This window comes from Geothrix sp. SG200 (assembly GCF_022808935.1).
Classification (GTDB): Bacteria; Acidobacteriota; Holophagae; order Holophagales; family Holophagaceae; genus Geothrix; species Geothrix alkalitolerans.
Genome location: NZ_JAKZFR010000007.1, coordinates 83,695 through 100,884 on the forward strand (window position 1 = coordinate 83,695; position 17,190 = coordinate 100,884).

The following is a 17,190-nucleotide window of genomic DNA, read 5'->3' on the forward strand; positions in this document are numbered from 1 at the left end:
TCCAGGAATCGTCGGATTCGTTACAGAGGAGGGAGGCCGAGGGCACGGCGCTGGTCGAAGCGGGCAGACCAGAGGCCCAGCTCCGCGCGGCGGCGCTGGCTCTCGGCCTGGCGCTCGGCGCGCTCGGCCTGGAGGAGGTCGAGGGAGGTGATGAGGCCCTGGTCGAAGGACTCGCGGCTCATGCGCAGGGCCTCCACGGTGGCGTCGTGGGCCTTGCGGGCCGCCTCGTCCAGGGCGATGGCCTTCTCCAGCTCGCGGTCCGCGGTGCTCTGCTCGATGGCGATGGACCGCTCACGGTCGATGCGAGCCTGCTTCACCTGCTCGAGTTGGGCTGTGTTCTGGGCCCGCTTGCCGGAGCTGCGCAGCCCGTCGAAGATGGGGAACTTCATCGTCACGCTCACCTTCCAGGTGTCGTACGGCTCCTTGAAGAGGTTGTCGCTCTTCCCCGCCTGGTAGCCGTAGCTGGCGCTGAGGTCGAACTTGGGGCGCAGGTCCGAGGTGATGATCTTCTCGTTGGCCCGGTACATGGCCTCCTGCTGCTTCAGCTGGGCCAGCTCACTGCGCTCGGCGCCCGCGGGCCGGGCCGAAGGCTCGGGTTGGCCCAGGTCCGTCAGCGTCAGCGGCGTCTTGGGATCCAGGCCCAGCTGCCCGTTCAGAACCTCCAGGGCCCGCTTCACGTTGGCCTCGGCTTGGAGCGCCTCGGGGATCACGGCCAGCAGCTCGCTCTCGGCCCGCAGGCGGTCCAGCTCCGTGGCGGTCTGGGCCTCGAGCTTGGCCTTCACGTCCGAGACGAACTGCTCGGCGGTCTTCCGACGGGTTTCCACGACTTCCTGCTCGGCCTGGGCGGAGAGCACCGCCAGGTAGGCCTTGGCCACGCCGTGGAGGGTATCCAGCTCGGCGGTGGTGAAGCCGTAGCCGGCCTCCTTCTCACCCATCTTGGCGATCTCGATGGCCGTGCCCAGCTTGCCCCAGTAGAAGAGCGGCTGAGTGAGGTTCGCCTGGCTGGTGTAGATGCTGCGGGCGCCCACGAGGGAACTGGGGGACAGGCCGAACTGGGCGGCGCTGTCCGCAAAGCCGCTGTTGAGGATGGAGACGTCCCGCGCCCGGGTGAAGTCGCCGATGAGCGTCACCTGCGGCAGGGCGTCGGCGCGGGTGCTGGTGATGAGCCCCCGGCGCTCTTCCACGCGGGCCTTGGCGGCCCGGAGCATCGGGTTCTCGTTCCGGGCCCGGGCCAGGGCGCCGGCCAGGTCCAGGCTCAGCGGGGCGTGGGGCGCGGGTTCCAAGGCCGGCGCCGGGGCCGGGGCCTGGAGGGCGGGGGGAGCGAACAAAAGCATGGTCAGTTCCTCGGCTGGGGGAAGGCTTCGGGGATGCCGAGCCCACGCAGGCTGAAGTCGGTGAAGTGCCGGATGACCTCCTCGAGATCCTCCGGGTAGTTCGGGTTGCTGCGGATGAGCCGGGCGATCCCCAGGGAGTTGCGGAAATAGAGCAGCTGGCCCTGAATGCTCATGCCCATGTTCAGGAGGTCGCCCCAGGAGAGGTCCGGCCGCAGCACCTGGAGGCATTGCATTAGGTGGTCCACGTGGGGGCGGATCTGCTCCATGAGCAGGGCCGAGGAGGTCGCCCGCGGCGCCTGCATCTCGCGGGCCATGAGCGCCATGGCCGCCTCGCCCAGCGGGTCCTGGGGATCGAGGGGATCGCAGGCCATCAGGTCCTGCATGAAGGCGCGGATGTGGTCCTTGAGTCGCTGGATGGCGTCCTTCCGGGCCTCCGGCCCTTCGAGGGCGGGGGCCGTGGCCAGCTCGGCCACGCGGCAGGCCTTCCGGGCGAAGATGTACCGGAGGGCCTCCAGGTACAGCCCCTCCTTGCCGCTGAAGTGGTAGGTCACGAGGGCCGAGTTGGCCTTGGCCCGCAGGGCGATCTCGCGGATGCCGGCCCCATCGAAGCCCTTTTCGGCGAAGGTCAGGATCGCGGCCTCGATCAGGCGCTGCCGCGTATCAATGGATGCGTCGGTCGGCTGTGCGTTCATGACCCCTCGTTTCCAATCAACCAATCAAACGGTTGAACAACAGGTTTCAAGAATTAATCAATCGTTTGAACCAGTCAAGGGGAAAATCGCCCTCAGGGTGCCTTAATTGATGACTTGACGGTCGTAATTAAAATTCTAGATTCGGAATTTGGAATGCGGATTCGGAGGCTCCGGTGCTGGATCGGAAGGGCCTTGAACGGCAGCAGAGACGGGATCTCCTCCTCGGGGCCGCGGGCCGGGTGTTCGGCCGGAAGCCCTTCGACGAGGCCACGATGCAGGAGATCGCCGCCGAGGCCCAGATCGGCATGCAGGGGCTCTACGAGCACTTCGCCTCCAAGCAGGACCTCTACGAGCAGGTGATGATCCACCGGGCCGAGGCCTTCTCCACCCGGGCCGAGGAGGTCCTCCGGGTCCCCCGGCCGCCCCTGGAGCAACTACGATCCATGTTCCAGGCCTACGCCGACCACTTCCGGGGCCGGCTCATCTGGCTGCCGCTATTCATCCTCGAGCGGGTGCACTACGACTGGGGCTTCGAGTCCCGGTTCCTGCCTCGGCTCCAGGAGATCTACGAGGCCGAGCGGGCGCGGCTGAAGGGCATCCTCCACCGGGCGGTGGAGGCCGGGGACCTCCAGGACCTGGATCCCGACTTCCTCATCCAGCTCTGCTTCGGGGTGCTGGAGGCCTCCCTGCATCGGAGCCACCGGACGGGCCGGGAGGAGGACCCCGCTGCCTGCGTGGAGCGCGCCATGGCCTGCCTACTGCGCGGCGCTGGAGTCCGGCCATGAGATCAGCCATGAGGCCTGGAACCGTGCTCCTGGCCTGCGCGGCCCTGGCCGGCCTGCTTCAGGGCGGCGAACCGCTCAGCCTCGCCCGGGCCCTGCGCCTGGTCGGCGAGCAGTCCCAAGCGGCCGAGGCAGCCCGAGCCAGCCTGGCCGGGGCCCGGGAGGAGACCGCCCAGGTGCAGGGCCTCTACTGGCCCGAGGTGCAGATCCAGGGCGGCTACTGGACCACGGACCACCGCCCGGAGCTGCTGAGTCAGCCCCTGCGGATCGGCCCGCTCACAGTACCTTCCCAAGTCTTCCCCACCTCGGACAGCCAGGCCTGGCGCTACAAAGCCTCGGTCCAGTACCTGCTGTGGGATTTCGGCCGGCGGAGCGGGGCCCTCTCGGCCTCCCGCGCCCGGGAGGAAGCCGTCGCGGGCTCGGGGGATGCCGACCTCCTGAAGGCGCAGAGCGGGGTGGCCGCCCGCTACTTCACACTCCTGAACCTGAAGGCCCAGAAGCGCGTCCTGATCCAGCGACGGGAGGCCCTGGAGACCCACCTGGGCCACGTCCGGGCGCTCTTCGAGCAAGGCGTCGTGGCTCGCAATGATTTCCTGCGCACGGAGGTGGCCCTGCGGGCAGTGGGGGACGCAGAGCACGCCCTGGACCAGGCATACGCCTCGGCCCTGGAGGGCCTGAACGTGGCCATGGGCCTGCCTCCCGGCACCGCCCAGGAACTGCCGGAGACCCTCGCCGGCCCGCCCGCCCTGCCCTGGGATGAGGCGGGTTGCCGGGCCCGGGCGCGGGAGGCGAACCCGGCCGTGCGCGCGGCCCGCGCCAAGGCCCAGGCCCTGTCGGACCAGGCCACCTTCCGGCGAAGGGACTTCCTGCCCGCGTTGGCCGCCGAGGCCAGTCACACCTACGCGCAGAATCCCTTCCTGACCCACGAGCACGAGACGAGCCTGTTCGTGGGGCTCTCCTGGAAGCTCTTCGACGGCGGCGTCCGCGCCGCGCGGGTACGCCAGGCGGAGGCGGAGACCGCCCGCGCCCGCCGTGACCTGCAGGAGGCGGAGCGCCAGGCCGAAGCGACCGCCGCGGCGTCGCTGCGAGCCTTCCATCAGTCCCTGCGCGAAGTGGGCACCGCGCGCCTGAACGTGGCCGCCGCCGAGGAGAACCTCCGCATGACGGGCGACCAGTACCAGGAGGGCCTGGTGCGCAACACGGACGTGCTGGACGCGGAATCGGTGCTGGCCGAGAGCCGCAGCGCCCTGGAGGACCGGCGCTACCGGGCCTACGCCCAGCAGGCCGCCCTGCTCGCGGCGCTGGGCGAGGACCTGCCGGCCTTCTTCGAGGCGGACGCGCCCCGGGAGCAGTGAGATGGATGCGAAGACGAAGCAGTGGGTCTCTCTGGGAGTCATCCTCGCGCTGGCCGTGCTCGGCACCGTCTGGGCCCTGGTGCGCTGGCGCCACGGCCAGGTGTTCGTGGCCACGGACAACGCCTACGTGAAGGGCCACGTGGTGCCGGTGTCGAGCCACATCCCTGGGCCCCTCCTCCAGGTGTCGGTCCAGGAGAACCAGTCCGTCCGGATGGGGCAGACCCTGGCCACCCTGGATCCCCGCGACTACGACGCGGCCGTGGCCCGGGCCGAGGCCTCCCTGGGGGAGGCCCGGAGCGCCCTGGCCCTGAACGAGGCCCAGATCGCCCAGGCCCGGGCCCAGGTCCAGGCCGCCGAGAGCCAGCGGACCCTGGCGGGCCTCGAGAAGCGGCGCATGGACGCCCTGCTCGCGCGGCAGTCCATCCCCCGCCAGAAGCACGACCAGGCCGCCACCGCCGAGGAGGTCGCCACGGCCCAGGTGGCGGCGGCCCGGAAGCAGGTGGCCGCCGCCCAGGGCCTGCTGGGCGTGAGTCGGAGCAAGGTCCAGGTGGCCCAGGCGGCCCTGGACCAGGCGCGGCTCCACCGCTCCTACTGCGCGATCGCAGCGCCCTGCGACGGCACCGTGAGCCGCAAGCTGGCGGAGCCGGGCATGGTGGTGGCCGCGGGCCAGCCCCTGCTGGCGGTGGTGCCCCTGGGCCAGGAGGACCTCTGGGTGGAGGCCAACTTCAAGGAGACCCAGCTCCGCCGAGTGAGGCCGGGCCAGAAGGTGCGAATGAAGACGGACCTCGACGGCCGGACGTTCACGGGCACCGTGGAGAGCCTCTCCGCGGGCACCGGCGCCGCCTTCAGCCTGCTGCCGGCGGAGAACGCCACGGGCAACTGGGTGAAGGTCGTCCAGCGCCTCCCCGTGAAGATCGCCCTCGACCCCGGCGCCGACCCCGAGCGCAGGCTGCGCCTGGGGTTGAGCGTGGAGGCCGAGATCGACACCCGGAGCCGCTGAGGCCGCCATGGACTCGCCGCGGGGAACCGCCCACAAGTGGATCGTCGCCCTGACGACCATGCTGGGCACCTTCATGGAGGTGCTGGACACCTCCGTGGCCAATGTGGCGCTGCCTCACATGAAAGGTACCTTCGCCGCGGGCACGGACGAGATCACCTGGGTCATCACCAGCTACCTCGTGGCCAACGCCATCATCCTGCCCATCACGGGCTGGCTGGGCGCCGCCTTCGGCCGCAAGCGCCTCTACCTGCTCTGCCTGGCCATCTTCACGCTGGCGAGCCTCGGGGCCGGCGCGGCGCCCAGCCTGACGTGGCTGATCCTCATGCGCGTGATCCAGGGGCTCGCGGGGGGCGCCATGGTGCCCATGTCCCAGGCCATCACGCTGGAGGCCTTCCCTCAGGAGGAGCACGGCATGGCCTCGGCGCTTTTCGGGATCGGCGTGATCTTCGGCCCCATCCTCGGGCCTCTGGTGGGCGGCTGGATCACGGACAACTGGACCTGGCCCTGGATCTTCTGGATCAACATCCCCGTGGGCGTGGTGGCGTACTACCTGGCCTTCACCTTCGTGGAGGACCCGGACTACCTCCGGCGGCCCGAGGGCGCGGTGGACTACTGGAGCCTGATCTTCGTGGCCGTGGGGCTGGGCTGCCTGGAGCTCTTCCTCAGCCGCGGCGAGCGCCTGGACTGGTTCGCGTCGAACGCCATGAAGGTCTGCGCGGGCCTCGCCGCCCTGGGGATCACGCTCTTCATCTGGCGCTCCCTCACCGCCGAGCATCCGCTGGTGGACCTGCGCATGTTCCGGCTGCCGGAGTTCGCCGGCGGCATGGCCATCATCTTCCTCGTCAGCCTCGGCCTCTACGCGGCATTCATCCTGCTGCCATTGTTCGTGCAGAACCTGCTGGGCTTCACGCCCACCTGGGCGGGCCTCCTGCTGAGTCCCGGCGGCGTGGCCTCCGTGGTGGCCATGGTGGCCGTCGGCCTGGCCATGGGGAAGGTGGACGTGCGCCTCATCGTGGCCGCGGGGGCGGCCTCCCTGGCCTACTCCGCCTGGCTGCTGACGCACGTGAACCTGCAGACCGGGATGCCCTACCTCGTGACCGCCTGGATCTTCCACGGGCTGGGGCTGGGCTTCGTATTCGTTCCCGTCGCCACGGCGGCGGTGCAGCGCATCCCGCCGGCGCTCGTGGGCACGGCCTCGGGCATGTTCAACCTCATGCGGAACGAGGGCGGCAGCGTCGGGATCGCCCTCGCCAGCACGCTCCTGGCCCAGCGCGCCCAGTTCCACCACGCGCGGCTCGCCGAGCACATCACCCCGTTCAACGGGGCGCTCCAGGTCAGCTACGCAAACCTCAACCAGGGTCTCTTTCCCCGGGCGGGCCTGGATCCCGTGTCCGTGCGGAGCCTCAGCCAGGGCCTCATTGGCGCCGAGGTGACGCGCCAGTCCTTCCTCATGAGCTTCGTGGACGTCTTCGGCTTCCTCGTCGTGGTCTTCCTCCTGGCCCTGCCCTTCGTCCTGACCCTTCGCAATCCCCAGGGAGGCGGCCTCTCCCTGCACTGAGGCCGGTCCTCCACTTCTCATCGAAAGGAGCCCCACCATGACCATCCGGAGCCGGACCGCGCGGCTGGACGATGCCTCGGGAGAACTCGCCCTCTCGCTGGCCAAACTCGAGCTCGAGGCGGCCCACGGGTCCCCCAACCCTGACGAGCAGATCGACTTCGTCCGGGATCTCTCCCGGGTCGCCGTCGAGAAGCGGATCCGCCCCTGGCGCCTGCGGGCGATCCAGGCCACGATCCTCGGCCTGGCCTGCCTGGCCGGGACCACCGGTGTTCCCACCCTCTGGCCCGGCGCGCCCAGGGAGGCCGCGGCCATCCTGCTGGGCCTGGCAGTCCTCTTCCTGCTGCTGGCCGGGATGGGCCTGACAGTCTATCTGCGACTCAACCAGCGCGAACACCAGTGGCTGAGCCAGAAGGAGGCGGCCATCCGGGCCGGCCGGACCATCCTGGACGAAGGCTGAAGGCCATGGGAGCAACCCGCGCAGGTTGTGACCCATGCACCGAATTCCGCCCGGGGGCCGGGAAATCGTGATAGGAAGAAAGACGAGGTACGCCCATGCTCTTCCTGGTCTTCTATTTCATCCTGTTCGCCATCCTCCTCTTCCAGGGCACCCACGTGGCCGGCGAGGTGAAGAACCCCCTCGGGACCGTGCCCGAGGAAGTGGGCCAGGCCCCCGTGGCCTCCGCCCGGTGGGGCATCCTGCTCCTCGGCACAGGCCTCCTGGGCACGCTGGTCGGCCTCGCGAGCTTCAACTGGACCGGCCTGGTGACCCTCCGCCAGCCTCTGTTCTACCTGGGCCTCGGCGTGCTGATCCTGTTCGCCTTCTGGGTGGTCTTCCTGGGCCGCAAGGCCGAGTTCATCGGCAAGCCCACGGTCATGGACGAGCACGGGCACCACTGACCGACAGCCCTGGCCGGCGGCGCCGGACGGGAACCTGAATGAGAAAAGGCGGCCCGAAGGGCCGCCTTTTCAGTTGAACGGTAGAAGGACTAGAGCTTCTGGACGTTGGTCGCCTGGGGGCCCTTCTGGCCCTGGGCGACTTCGAAGCTGACGCGCTGATTTTCGTCCAGCGTGCGGAAGCCGCCACCCTGGATGGCGGTGTGGTGGACGAAGAGATCAGCGCCGCCCTCATCGGGGGTGATGAAGCCGAAGCCCTTCTCGGCGTTGAACCACTTGACGGTGCCTTGAGCCATAACTGTTTCCTGCAGAACGTCTGGTGATGATGTAGCGATGACTTTCCCCAGACAAGGCCGTCATTGCGTTGATGTGAATTCCGCCCCTGGCGGGTCACGCAAAACAGCATGACAGGATTGCCGCCGTCCACCGCTTTTTTCTGCGGCCGGTCTTTTCAGGCGCCGCGCCGGGGGGGCGTCCCCCGGCGCTCAGAAGCGGATCACCAGGCCCAGACCCGTGATCCGCCGGTCAGCCCGCAGGTCCAGGTCCCCCTCTACGGACCCCCGGGGGATATGTGCGCGACCATCCTCGAAGAACACCCGCAGCCCGAACTTCGGATAGAGGTAGGCCCGGGCGTCCACGCCGTACCGGAAAGAGGTGGCGCTCCGGTAGGTGATGTACCGGGCGTAGACCCGGGATTCCAGAAGGCCGTCGACGCCCGAAGACCAGCCCGTGAGACCCACCTGGGGGACGATCCAGCTGGAGTGTTCTGACTGGCTTCGGGGGGTCGATGTGAGGGTGAGGGCCTGGAGATCCACCCGGAAAACCTGCGCGCCGAGGTCGAAGCCCAGCCACGCATCAGGGCGCCGCACGAACTTGTAGGTCCAGAGGCCCTCCAGAACCTCGACCTTCGCCTGCGTCTGGAGCGGGGTGCCCGCCGCGTAGGACCTCCCGTCGATGAGGATGGCGCGAGGCAGCACCCGATCGCCCCGGTAGCGCGCGGAATCATAGGTGAGCTGGAAGCCGTGGGCTTGGCCCTGGTATTCCAGGAGCGCGCCGAAGGGATTGCCGTCCCTCCCCAGCCCGAGATCCGAATCCGTGTCCACCAGGGAGGCCTTCCCGTCGCGAATTCCATCGATGCTCGCGGACAGCGAGGGCTGCACCCGCTGGAATCCCAGGGTCCAGCCCGTCAGAGGCGCGCCGGAGACGCCATCGGCGCGGCCCAGCTGGGCGAAGACCGGAACGCCCAGGAGAAAGAGCAGGATTGGAGCCAGGCGCATGGACCCTCCGGTCATGGCCCATCCTATCGGTCTCTCGCGGAGAATTCCTTCCCCGATTCAGACGACGGCGAGCTTCCGGTAGGCCTCCAGGAAATCCTTGGGCTGGGGCAGGATCTCGTCCTCCAGGGACGGATGGTAGGCCACCCAGGTGTCCTTGGCGGCCAGGCGGCGGACCGGGGCGTCCAGGTGGAAGAAGAGCTCGTCGGCGATGCGGGCGGCGATCTCGGCGCCGTAGCCCCAGCTGAGGGTGTCTTCGTGGGCCACGAGGACCCGGTGCGTCTTCTTCACAGTCCGCTCGATGGCTTCCCAGTCGTAGGGATTGAGAGTGCGGAGGTCGATGATCTCGACGGAGATGCCTTCCTTCTCGGCCTCCCGGGCGGCCTGGACCGCGCGGTGCACGGTGTTGCCGAAGGTGATGACGGAGAGACTGGTGCCTTCGCGCACGGTCCGGGCCTTGCCGAAGGGAATCAGGAAGTCGGGGCCGGGGTCGTTGCCCTTGTTGTGGGTCTGCCGATAGAGGTGCTTGGGCTCCAGGAAGAGCACGGGGTCTTCGCAGCGGATGGCCGTGCGCAGCAGGCCCGCCGCGTCCAGGGCCCGGCTGGGGCACACCACCCGCAGACCGGGGATGTGCGTGAAGGTGCTCTCGCCGCACTGGCTGTGGTACGTGGCGCCGCCCATGAGGTAGCCGGCGATGGGCACGCGCACCACCACGGGTGCCTTGAAGGCCCCGTTGGAGCGCCACCGGATGGTGGCCAGCTCGTCGCGCAGCTGCTGCATGGCAGGCCAGATGTAGTCGAAGAACTGGATCTCCACCACCGGCTTGAAGCCACGGACCGCCAGGCCGATGGCGCGGCCGATGATGGTGGCCTCCGCCAGGGGCGAGTTGTACACGCGGTGGCTGCCGAACTGCTTCTGGAGGCCATGAGTGGCCTTGAAGACGCCGCCCTTGCCCTTCACTTCGCCGAGGATCTCCGTCCGGCTGGCGTCCGCCACGTCCTCGCCGAAGACGAGGATGCGCGGATCGCGGGCCATCTCGTGCTTCAGCGTGGCGTTGACGAGATCGATCATGGTCTTGGCGCCCGTGGCCTGGTCGCCCGCCGCCTGCTCCGTGTCGAAGGCCGCCGAGGTGGGATCCACCTCCTCGCTGTAGAGGTGCCGATAGAAGCTGCCGGATTCGGGTTTCGGGGCCGCGTCCGCCTCCTCCCAGGCCGCGTCGATCTCCGCCTGGACCTCCTCCTTCAGCATCTGGAGCTGCTCGGGGCTGATGTCCCCCCAGGCCACCAGCTGATGGGCGTAGATGGCCACGGGGTCCCGCAGGGCTTCCGCCTCCCGCTGAGTCTTCGACTTGTAGAGCTGCTCGTCATCGGACAGCGAGTGGCTGTAGGGCCGGATGACCCGGGCGCGCACCAGGGCAGGGCCCTTGCGGGCGCGCACATGGTCCGCCGCGGCCTTCATGGCCTGATAGCTGGCCAGGGGATCGCACCCGTCCACGTCGTCCAGGATCAGCAGGCCATGGGGTTCGTAGCCCTTGAGGAGGGCCGCCACGTTGCCGCCGGGGTACTGCACCTCCGTGGGCACGCTGATGGCGTAGCCGTTGTCCTCCACCAGGAAGACCACCGGGGCCTTCAGGTTCACGGCGTTGCTGACGGCCTCCCAGAACTCGCCTTCGCTGCAGGTGCCGTCCCCGGTGGTCACCAGGACCACCTGATCCGAGGCGATGCCCAGAACCTCTTGCAGGCCTCCCTGCTCGGCCCGGAGCACCGCCTCCGCGGCGCCCACCGCCTGAAGGAACTGGCTGCCCGTGGGGCTGGAGGTGGTGAAGATGTTGAGCCGCTGGTTCCCCCAGTGGCTGGGCATCTGCCGGCCGCCACTAGCGGGATCCTCCACGGAACCCACCGAGCCCAGGAACATCTCCTTGGCGGAATAGCCCAGCCCATAGGCCAGCGCGCGGTCCCGGTAGTAGAAGAAGAACCAGTCGTGGCCGGGCTTGAACACCATGGAGGCGGCGGCCTGGATGGCTTCGTGGCCCACGCCGTTGATCTGGAAATAGACCTTGTTCTGGCGCTTGCCGGTGATTTCCTTGTCGTCGATGCGGCGCGCCGCATAGATCGTGCGGAAGAGCCTGACGCGCTGCTCGCGGGTCAGGGTCGTGGCGGGCGCGGACAGGTCGGAACGGGCGGCCAAAGGCACTCCTCACAAGGGGTTCTGAGCCATCTGGGGCCCCTCAATCTAGCACGGAGGCCAGCCGTCTACAGATCACCCGTCTACGAGGGGGATCTCCGGGCCAATCTCGTGTCATTTGAGGCCTCGACACAGACCAGTGCAGATCAATAAGTGATGCATGGGTCGATAAATCGCGCCCACGAACCTTATGGATAGAATGGGCCCTTTGCGAGTGGCCCATGCCCCTGTCCCCTTCCGAGATCCGCGCCATCCACGACCTGCCCGTGCCCGAGCTGCTGTACCGGGCCGCCACGGCCCACCGGGCGCACTGGAACGCCGAGGAGATCCAGTTCTGCACCCTGGATTCCATCAAGACCGGCGCCTGTCCCGAGGACTGCGCCTACTGCCCCCAGAGCGCCCGCTACCAGACCGCGCTCAAGGTCGAACCGCTCAAGGACGTGGAGAAGGTGCTGGCCGGCGCCACCGAGGCGAAGGCGAACGGCTCGACGCGGTACTGCATGGGCGCTGCCTGGCGCGAGGTGAAGGACGACGCCAACTTCGACGCCGTGCTCGACATGGTGCGCGGCGTCTCCGGCATGGGCATGGAGGTCTGCGTCACCCTCGGCATGCTGAATGAGGATCAGGCCCGGCGGCTCAAGGGGGCCGGATGCCAGGTCTACAACCACAACATCGACAGTTCCAGGGACTTCTACGAGACCATCATCCACACCCGCAAGTTCGACGAGCGCCTGGAGACCATTCAAGCCGTGCGTGCCGCGGGCCTGGAAGTCTGCTCCGGCGGCATCGTGGGCATGGGCGAGACCATCGACCAGCGCATCCACTTCCTCCAGGAGCTGACGGAGCTGGAGCCCGCGCCCGAGAGCATCCCCATCAACCAGTTCGTGGCCGTGGACGGCACGCCGCTGGCCGACGTGGATCCCCTGCCCCCGCTCGAGCTCGTGCGCATGATCGCCACAGCCCGCATCCTCTTCCCGAAGAGCCGCATCCGCCTCAGCGCCGGCCGCACGCAGATGAGCGACGAACTGCAGGCCCTCTGCTTCTTCGCGGGTGCCAACAGCATCTTCACGGGCGAGAAGCTCCTCACCACGCCCAACCCCGGCGGCAACCACGACCACTGGCTGCTGAACGCCCTGGGCATGCGGGTGGAGGGCGCCGCCGTTAAGCTGTCGGCATCATGAAGCTCCTCGACGACCTCCGCGCGGAACACGACCTCATCGAGCAGGTGCTGGGCTCCCTGCGGACCTTCGTGAAGATCCGGCTCGAGGGCGGGGGCGATCCGGCCGACGGCGCGCGCTTCATGGCCTTCTTCCGGCGCTATGCCGGGGACTTCCACCACCACAAGGAGGAGGAGGTCCTGTTCAAGGCCCTGGCGGAGCGGGCCGAGCTGCCCGCCCACCGGGGCCCCATCGCGGCCCTCACCGTGGAGCACCGGCGCATGGCCGGCCTTCTGGATGGCCTGGAAGGCCTGTTGGGCTCTGCCCTGGCCGCAGACGGGGACCGCCGCCAGGTGGAGGCACTGGCCGTGGACTACAGCCGCTCTTTGTGGCGCCACATCGACGCCGAGAACTCCGTGCTCTACCCCCAGGGCGAGGAGCGCCTGCGCCGCTTCCACGTGCGGGACCTGCCCTCCCGTCCCATGACCGGCGTCGAGGCCGCGGCGCGGGAGGGCGCCCTGGCCCTGCTCGCGACCTACCCGCCCCTGCACGACGCCGAGGTCCACCGCGGCGACGGCTGCGTCGCCTGCCCCTCTTTCGGCGTCACCTGCGAGGGCCTCGAGTACGAGTGGTGGACCGAGCTGGAGTGGGAGGAGGCCGAGGAGCGCCGGGACGATTGAATCTTGTCTGGACGACGGGACTATAGTGGTCTTCCATCCACCGGCACCCCGACAGGAGGCTCGCCATGACGGATCCCACGCCCCACATCGCCCAGAAGGGCCCCTTCCAGGTGGAGGTCGAAGCGGGCAAGACCTACCACTGGTGCGCCTGCGGCAACAGCAAGAAGCAGCCGTTCTGCGACGGTTCCCACAAGGGCGGGCCGTTCGTGCCCCTGGCCTACACCGCCGACATCACGGGCACGAAGTGGTTCTGCGGCTGCAAGCACAGCGGCACCAAGCCCATGTGCGACGGCACCCACAAGAAGCTCTGATCCCGGCTCCGGAAAGCAGCCGGATCACTCCGGCGCCAGCACTTTAGCCTTGAGCCCCGCCCGGAAGCGTCCCTCGGGATTGGGCACCACGACCCGCACGCGGACCCTCCCAGTGGCGTCGGCGCAGGGGTCGACCAGGGTGACCTCCCCCTCGGCGCTTCCGGCGGCGGGCTCGGTGAAGAGCACCTTCACCTTCTGGCCTGGCGGAAAGGCGGACAGGAGGCTTGGGCTCACGGCGCACTGGACCACCACGCGGCTCAGGTCCATGAGGCGGAACATGGGCTGGGCTCCGGAGACCGCCTCGCCTTCGTCGCGGTACCGCTCGACCACGATGCCGTCCATGGGGGCCACGATGGTGCGGAGCCGCACCTGTTCGGCCGCCGTCTCGTACTGAAGGCGGGCCAGTTCCAGGTCGATGCGTGACTCCAGGGCGCGCGCCTCGGGGATGATCTTGCTGTCGTAGAGGCGCTTGGCACCCTTGGCCTCGAACTCCCGCCGCTCCAGCAGCGCCTTGGCCCGCTGCATCTCGAGCTCCTCCAGCTTCCCGTAGAGCAGGGCCAGGGGCTGGCCGGCCTTCACCGTCTCCCCCTCCTTCACCCGCATGTCCACGATCCGGCTCGAGACCGGGGCGCTGACCTCGACCTGGCGATAGGGGAGCACCTGGCCCTCCAGGGCCAACCCTCCAGCGAAAAGCGCCACCTGACCGGACAGGAGCAGTGACAGGAAGCGGATACTCGGGCCCATGGTTCCTAGGGTACCGGCAACCGCGGGCCCGGGGGGCTCACTTGATCTTGAAGGTGAACTTCCCCTCATGGCACTCCAGGCACTTCACCGCGGGCGCCTTGTGCTGGCGGTGGCAGTCCGTGCAGGGGTAGGGCTCGTGGGGCGAGGCCTGGGGAGGGGCGTGGGGATTGGGCTTGGCGTCCTTCGTCAGGGCCTTCATGGCCGGGTAGTCCCCGTGGCAGACCATGCAGGCCTCGTCCGGCACCGCCGCGGTGGTGGGCTTCTCCTTCTGATGGCAGTCGTGGCAGATGAGCTTGGCCTTCACGTGGGGGGCCGGCAGAGGCCGGTCCTGGGCCAGGCCGATCCCGGCCGCCAGCAGCCCCGACAGCCCCAGGATCCCCATTCGAAGAAGACGCATGTAGCCCCCTCATCCATGCCGCGATGCAAATGATGACCATGATATCGCATTACATTCAAGGGCCTTCCCCCTGGGCCCCCAGCCTGGAAGGCCAGTGTCCCCACGGGTAAACTGATCCATTGGGCTGGCCGCTCCGAATGCAGTCGTTCACATCGATCCAAATCGGCAAAACCGGTTTGGATCCGGGAAAGGCAAGGCAAAGATGGCAATGCGTGAGATGGACAAGGCATTCGATTTCAGGACGGCGCAGACGCGCTGGTACGAAGTGTGGGAGGAGTCCCGCGCCTTCGAGGCGGCGCCGGAGAGCGGCAAGGAGCCCTGGTCCATCGTCATCCCGCCGCCCAACATCACGGGCAACCTGCACATGGGCCACGCCCTGGTGAACACGCTGCACGACGTGCTCACGCGCTTCAAGCGGGCCCAGGGCTACGACGCGCTGTGGGTTCCCGGCACGGACCACGCGGGCATCGCCACGCAGATGATGGTGGAGCGGCAGCTCAAGGCCGAGGGCACGGACCGCCACAAGCTGGGCCGCGACGCCTTCGAGCAGCGCATCTGGGAGTGGAAGGAGAAGAACCAGGGGGCCATCGAGCACCAGCTCAAGCGCCTGGGCTGCTCCGTGGACTGGACCCGCAACCGCTTCACCCTGGACCCCACCCTCAACAAGGCCGTGCGCAAGGTCTTCGTGGAGAGCTACAGGGCCGGCCGCATCTACCGCGGCCCCCGCATGATCCAGTGGGATCCGGCCCTCCAGACGGCCCTCAGCGATCTCGAAGTGAAATACGAGGAACGGAAGGGCAAGCTCTGGTACCTGCGCTACCCCCTGGCGGACGGCAGCGGCGAGGTGGTGGTCGCCACCACGCGGCCCGAGACCATGCTGGGCGACACCGCCGTGGCCGTGCATCCGGACGACGAGCGCTACCAGGGCATGATCGGCAAGCTCATGAACCATCCCCTCACCGGCCGCCAGATCCCCGTGGTGGCCGACAGCTTCGTGGACCCGGCCTTCGGCACCGGCTGCGTGAAGGTCACGCCGGCCCACGACCCCAACGACTTCGCCGCGGGCCAGCGCCTGAAGCTCGACTCCATCACCATCATCGGTTTCGACGCGAAGATGACCGCCGCCGCTGGGGCCTACGCGGGGCTTGACCGGTTCGAGGCCCGCAAGCGCGTGGTGGCGGACCTCGAGGAGCAGGGCTACCTCGTGAAGGTGGAGGACTACGTCCACAAGATCAGCCTCAGCGACCGCAGCGGCGCCGTGCTGGAGCCGCTGGTCAGCGAACAGTGGTTCATGGACGTGAAGGACGCCGCCGCCAAGGCCCTGGAGGCTGTCCGCGACGGGCGCATCCAGTTCACGCCCTCACATCACGCCGCTGTGTGGGAGCACTGGCTTACCAACATCCAGGACTGGTGCATCAGCCGCCAGCTCGTCTGGGGGCACCGCATCCCGGCCTGGACCTGCGCCACGTGCGGGGAGCTTCACGTCGAGTTGGAGCAGCCCTCCGCATGCCGGGCCTGCGGAGCGGGAGAACTGATCCAGGATCCCGACACGCTGGACACCTGGTTCAGTTCGGCGCTCTGGCCCTTCAGCGTGTTCGGCTGGCCCGAGGAAACCGAGGAACTGAAGCGCTACTACCCCACCAGCGTGCTCATCACCGGCTACGACATCCTGTTCTTCTGGGTGGCCCGCATGGCCATGGCGGGCCTCACCTGGATGGGCGACGTGCCCTTCCGAAAGGTCTACTTCAACAGCCTGGTGCGCGACGCCAGCGGCCAGAAGATGTCGAAGACTAAGGGCAATGTCATCGACCCGCTCGAAGTGATGGAGGAGTTCGGCACGGACGCCCTGCGCTTCGCCTTGGCCATCATGGCCGCGCCCGGCACCGACATCGCCATGAGTCCTGCGCGGCTGGAGGCCTCCAGGAACTTCTGCAACAAGCTCTGGAACGCGTCACGCTTCGTGCAGATGAACCTCGGGGCGGAGGTCACGCTGGCGACAGAAGCAGAATTCGGCGAAGCCGAATTCTGGATGGCTGGGCGCCTGAAGACGGAGCTCGGCGCTGTGACCGAATCCATCGAGACCTTCCGGTTCCACGATGCGGCCGAGCGGCTCTACCACCTGGTCTACGACGACTTCTGCGCCACCTACATCGAGCTGGCCAAGGTCCAGCTCCAGAGCGGCACGACGGCCCAGAAGGCGGCCATCCTCCACTTCCTGGACATCCTGCTGCGGGCCCTGCACCCCTTCGTGCCCTTCCTGACGGAGGAGATCCACGAGGCCGTCATGACGGAGCGCCTGCCCGCCGGAGAGCCGAAGCTGCTGGCCCAGCGGCCCTGGCCCATCGGCGAGGCCCTCCTCCAGACGGAGGGCGGGGACGTCACCCTCATCCCCCGCCTCCAGGAGGTGCTCTCCGCCTTCCTGCGCCTCAAGGCCGAGCAGGGCGTGGATCCCGCGAAACGCGTGGCGGCTTTCTGCTCCTTGCCCGAGTTGGCTCCCTTCAGTGATGCCCTGAAGTCCATCGCCCGGCTGGAATCCGTCACCTTCACGCAGGGCGACCTGGCCTCGCCCACCCGGGCCGTGGCCGTGGTGGCCGGCGGCGCCGTGGCCCTGGAGCTGGCGGGCCTCAAGGATCCCGCGGCCGAAAAGGCCAAGCTGGAGAAGGAGCTGGCCAAGCTTGAGAAGGAGCTGGAGCCCCTGCGGGCGCGCCTCGCCGACGAGAGCTTCGTCACCAAGGCCCCTGAGCCCGCCGTGGCCAAGCTGCGCGGCCAGGCCGAGGAGAAGGAACAGCGTCTGGCCCAGGTGAAGGCCCTGCTGGGCTGAAGCGATC

The 17,190-nt window shown here is 68.5% G+C and carries 17 protein-coding genes; 10 read left to right on the plus strand and 7 right to left on the minus strand.

The features are described 5' to 3' along the window. Window positions 1-20: 20 nt before the first annotated feature. Both ML539_RS13650 and ML539_RS13655 read right to left on the minus strand, forming a co-directional pair. A complete protein-coding gene (locus ML539_RS13650; protein ID WP_243324738.1) occupies window positions 21-1,334 on the minus strand; it encodes a TolC family protein in 1,314 nt (437 codons plus the stop codon). A gap of 2 nt (window positions 1,335-1,336) precedes the next feature. Further along, window positions 1,337-2,026: a CerR family C-terminal domain-containing protein gene (locus ML539_RS13655; RefSeq protein WP_243324740.1), complete on the minus strand. Its 690-nt coding sequence runs from the start codon at window positions 2,024-2,026 to the stop codon at window positions 1,337-1,339. A gap of 173 nt (window positions 2,027-2,199) precedes the next feature. On the opposite strand from ML539_RS13655, the gene ML539_RS13660 reads away from it, so the two are divergent. From ML539_RS13660 to ML539_RS13685, 6 genes are all read left to right on the plus strand, one after another. Continuing rightward, window positions 2,200-2,811: a TetR/AcrR family transcriptional regulator gene (locus ML539_RS13660; RefSeq protein WP_243324741.1), complete on the plus strand. Its 612-nt coding sequence runs from the start codon at window positions 2,200-2,202 to the stop codon at window positions 2,809-2,811. Window positions 2,812-2,819: 8 nt separating this feature from the next. Beyond that, window positions 2,820-4,163 carry a TolC family protein gene (locus ML539_RS13665; protein ID WP_243324751.1) on the plus strand — a complete coding sequence of 448 codons (1,344 nt, stop codon included), beginning with the start codon at window positions 2,820-2,822 and terminating at the stop codon, window positions 4,161-4,163. A gap of 1 nt (window position 4,164) precedes the next feature. Further along, window positions 4,165-5,163, plus strand: coding sequence for an HlyD family secretion protein (locus ML539_RS13670; RefSeq protein WP_243324753.1), 999 nt, complete (start codon window positions 4,165-4,167; stop codon window positions 5,161-5,163). Window positions 5,164-5,170: 7 nt separating this feature from the next. After that, a complete protein-coding gene (locus tag ML539_RS13675; RefSeq protein ID WP_243324761.1) occupies window positions 5,171-6,721 on the plus strand; it encodes a DHA2 family efflux MFS transporter permease subunit in 1,551 nt (516 codons plus the stop codon). 37 nt (window positions 6,722-6,758) lie between these two features. Next, on the plus strand, window positions 6,759-7,178 hold the full coding sequence (locus ML539_RS13680) for a hypothetical protein (RefSeq protein ID WP_243324762.1): 420 nt from the start codon (window positions 6,759-6,761) through the stop codon (window positions 7,176-7,178). Window positions 7,179-7,273: 95 nt separating this feature from the next. Next, window positions 7,274-7,618 (plus strand): hypothetical protein, encoded by a 345-nt coding sequence (locus ML539_RS13685; protein ID WP_243324763.1) that lies wholly within the window; start codon window positions 7,274-7,276, stop codon window positions 7,616-7,618. Window positions 7,619-7,707: 89 nt separating this feature from the next. Here the strand turns inward: ML539_RS13685 and ML539_RS13690 are convergent, their stop codons facing one another. From ML539_RS13690 to ML539_RS13700, 3 genes are all read right to left on the minus strand, one after another. Continuing rightward, complete coding sequence (locus tag ML539_RS13690) at window positions 7,708-7,911, minus strand: cold-shock protein (RefSeq protein ID WP_243287678.1); 204 nt, start codon at window positions 7,909-7,911, stop codon at window positions 7,708-7,710. A gap of 189 nt (window positions 7,912-8,100) precedes the next feature. Continuing rightward, a complete protein-coding gene (locus ML539_RS13695) occupies window positions 8,101-8,892 on the minus strand; it encodes a hypothetical protein (protein ID WP_243324764.1) in 792 nt (263 codons plus the stop codon). 57 nt (window positions 8,893-8,949) lie between these two features. After that, window positions 8,950-11,076 carry a dehydrogenase E1 component subunit alpha/beta gene (locus ML539_RS13700; protein WP_243324765.1) on the minus strand — a complete coding sequence of 709 codons (2,127 nt, stop codon included), beginning with the start codon at window positions 11,074-11,076 and terminating at the stop codon, window positions 8,950-8,952. A 218-nt stretch (window positions 11,077-11,294) separates the two neighbouring features. Here ML539_RS13700 and bioB point away from each other — a divergent pair, with 218 nt between their 5' ends. The 3 genes from bioB (at window position 11,295) to ML539_RS13715 (ending at window position 13,221) form a co-directional block, all read left to right on the plus strand. Further along, window positions 11,295-12,254 (plus strand): biotin synthase BioB, encoded by a 960-nt coding sequence (bioB, locus tag ML539_RS13705; protein ID WP_243324766.1) that lies wholly within the window; start codon window positions 11,295-11,297, stop codon window positions 12,252-12,254. After that, window positions 12,251-12,910, plus strand: coding sequence for a hemerythrin domain-containing protein (locus ML539_RS13710; protein ID WP_243324767.1), 660 nt, complete (start codon window positions 12,251-12,253; stop codon window positions 12,908-12,910). The genes bioB and ML539_RS13710 overlap by 4 nt, the downstream gene beginning before the upstream one ends. 65 nt (window positions 12,911-12,975) lie before the next feature. Beyond that, entirely contained in the window at window positions 12,976-13,221 is a 246-nt protein-coding gene (locus ML539_RS13715; RefSeq protein WP_243324770.1) for a CDGSH iron-sulfur domain-containing protein, read from the plus strand. A 24-nt stretch (window positions 13,222-13,245) separates the two neighbouring features. Here ML539_RS13715 and ML539_RS13720 read toward each other — a convergent pair whose 3' ends face one another. After that, the gene (locus ML539_RS13720; protein ID WP_243324772.1) at window positions 13,246-13,965 is read right to left on the minus strand and encodes an efflux RND transporter periplasmic adaptor subunit; all 720 of its coding nucleotides are present in this window, start codon (window positions 13,963-13,965) and stop codon (window positions 13,246-13,248) included. A 37-nt stretch (window positions 13,966-14,002) separates the two neighbouring features. Beyond that, a complete protein-coding gene (locus ML539_RS13725) occupies window positions 14,003-14,362 on the minus strand; it encodes a cytochrome c3 family protein (protein ID WP_243324774.1) in 360 nt (119 codons plus the stop codon). 217 nt (window positions 14,363-14,579) lie between these two features. Between ML539_RS13725 and ML539_RS13730 the strand changes: the two genes are divergently transcribed. Continuing rightward, on the plus strand, window positions 14,580-17,183 hold the full coding sequence (locus ML539_RS13730; RefSeq protein ID WP_243324784.1) for a valine--tRNA ligase: 2,604 nt from the start codon (window positions 14,580-14,582) through the stop codon (window positions 17,181-17,183). Window positions 17,184-17,190: the final 7 nt, after the last annotated feature.

Excerpts from the sequence above, each read along its gene's own strand:
- ML539_RS13650 (WP_243324738.1), bottom strand. The coding sequence starts at position 1,334 with ATGCTTTTGTTCGCTCCCCCCGCCCTCCAGGCCCCGGCCCCGGCGCCG.
- ML539_RS13655 (WP_243324740.1), bottom strand. The coding sequence starts at position 2,026 with ATGAACGCACAGCCGACCGACGCATCCATTGATACGCGGCAGCGCCTG.
- ML539_RS13665 (WP_243324751.1), top strand. The coding sequence starts at position 2,820 with ATGAGGCCTGGAACCGTGCTCCTGGCCTGCGCGGCCCTGGCCGGCCTG.
- ML539_RS13670 (WP_243324753.1), top strand. The coding sequence starts at position 4,165 with ATGGATGCGAAGACGAAGCAGTGGGTCTCTCTGGGAGTCATCCTCGCG.
- ML539_RS13675 (WP_243324761.1), top strand. The coding sequence starts at position 5,171 with ATGGACTCGCCGCGGGGAACCGCCCACAAGTGGATCGTCGCCCTGACG.
- ML539_RS13680 (WP_243324762.1), top strand. The coding sequence starts at position 6,759 with ATGACCATCCGGAGCCGGACCGCGCGGCTGGACGATGCCTCGGGAGAA.
- ML539_RS13685 (WP_243324763.1), top strand. The coding sequence starts at position 7,274 with ATGCTCTTCCTGGTCTTCTATTTCATCCTGTTCGCCATCCTCCTCTTC.
- ML539_RS13690 (WP_243287678.1), bottom strand. The coding sequence starts at position 7,911 with ATGGCTCAAGGCACCGTCAAGTGGTTCAACGCCGAGAAGGGCTTCGGC.
- ML539_RS13695 (WP_243324764.1), bottom strand. The coding sequence starts at position 8,892 with ATGCGCCTGGCTCCAATCCTGCTCTTTCTCCTGGGCGTTCCGGTCTTC.
- bioB (WP_243324766.1), top strand. The coding sequence starts at position 11,295 with ATGCCCCTGTCCCCTTCCGAGATCCGCGCCATCCACGACCTGCCCGTG.
- ML539_RS13710 (WP_243324767.1), top strand. The coding sequence starts at position 12,251 with ATGAAGCTCCTCGACGACCTCCGCGCGGAACACGACCTCATCGAGCAG.
- ML539_RS13715 (WP_243324770.1), top strand. The coding sequence starts at position 12,976 with ATGACGGATCCCACGCCCCACATCGCCCAGAAGGGCCCCTTCCAGGTG.
- ML539_RS13720 (WP_243324772.1), bottom strand. The coding sequence starts at position 13,965 with ATGGGCCCGAGTATCCGCTTCCTGTCACTGCTCCTGTCCGGTCAGGTG.
- ML539_RS13725 (WP_243324774.1), bottom strand. The coding sequence starts at position 14,362 with ATGCGTCTTCTTCGAATGGGGATCCTGGGGCTGTCGGGGCTGCTGGCG.
- ML539_RS13730 (WP_243324784.1), top strand. The coding sequence starts at position 14,580 with ATGGACAAGGCATTCGATTTCAGGACGGCGCAGACGCGCTGGTACGAA.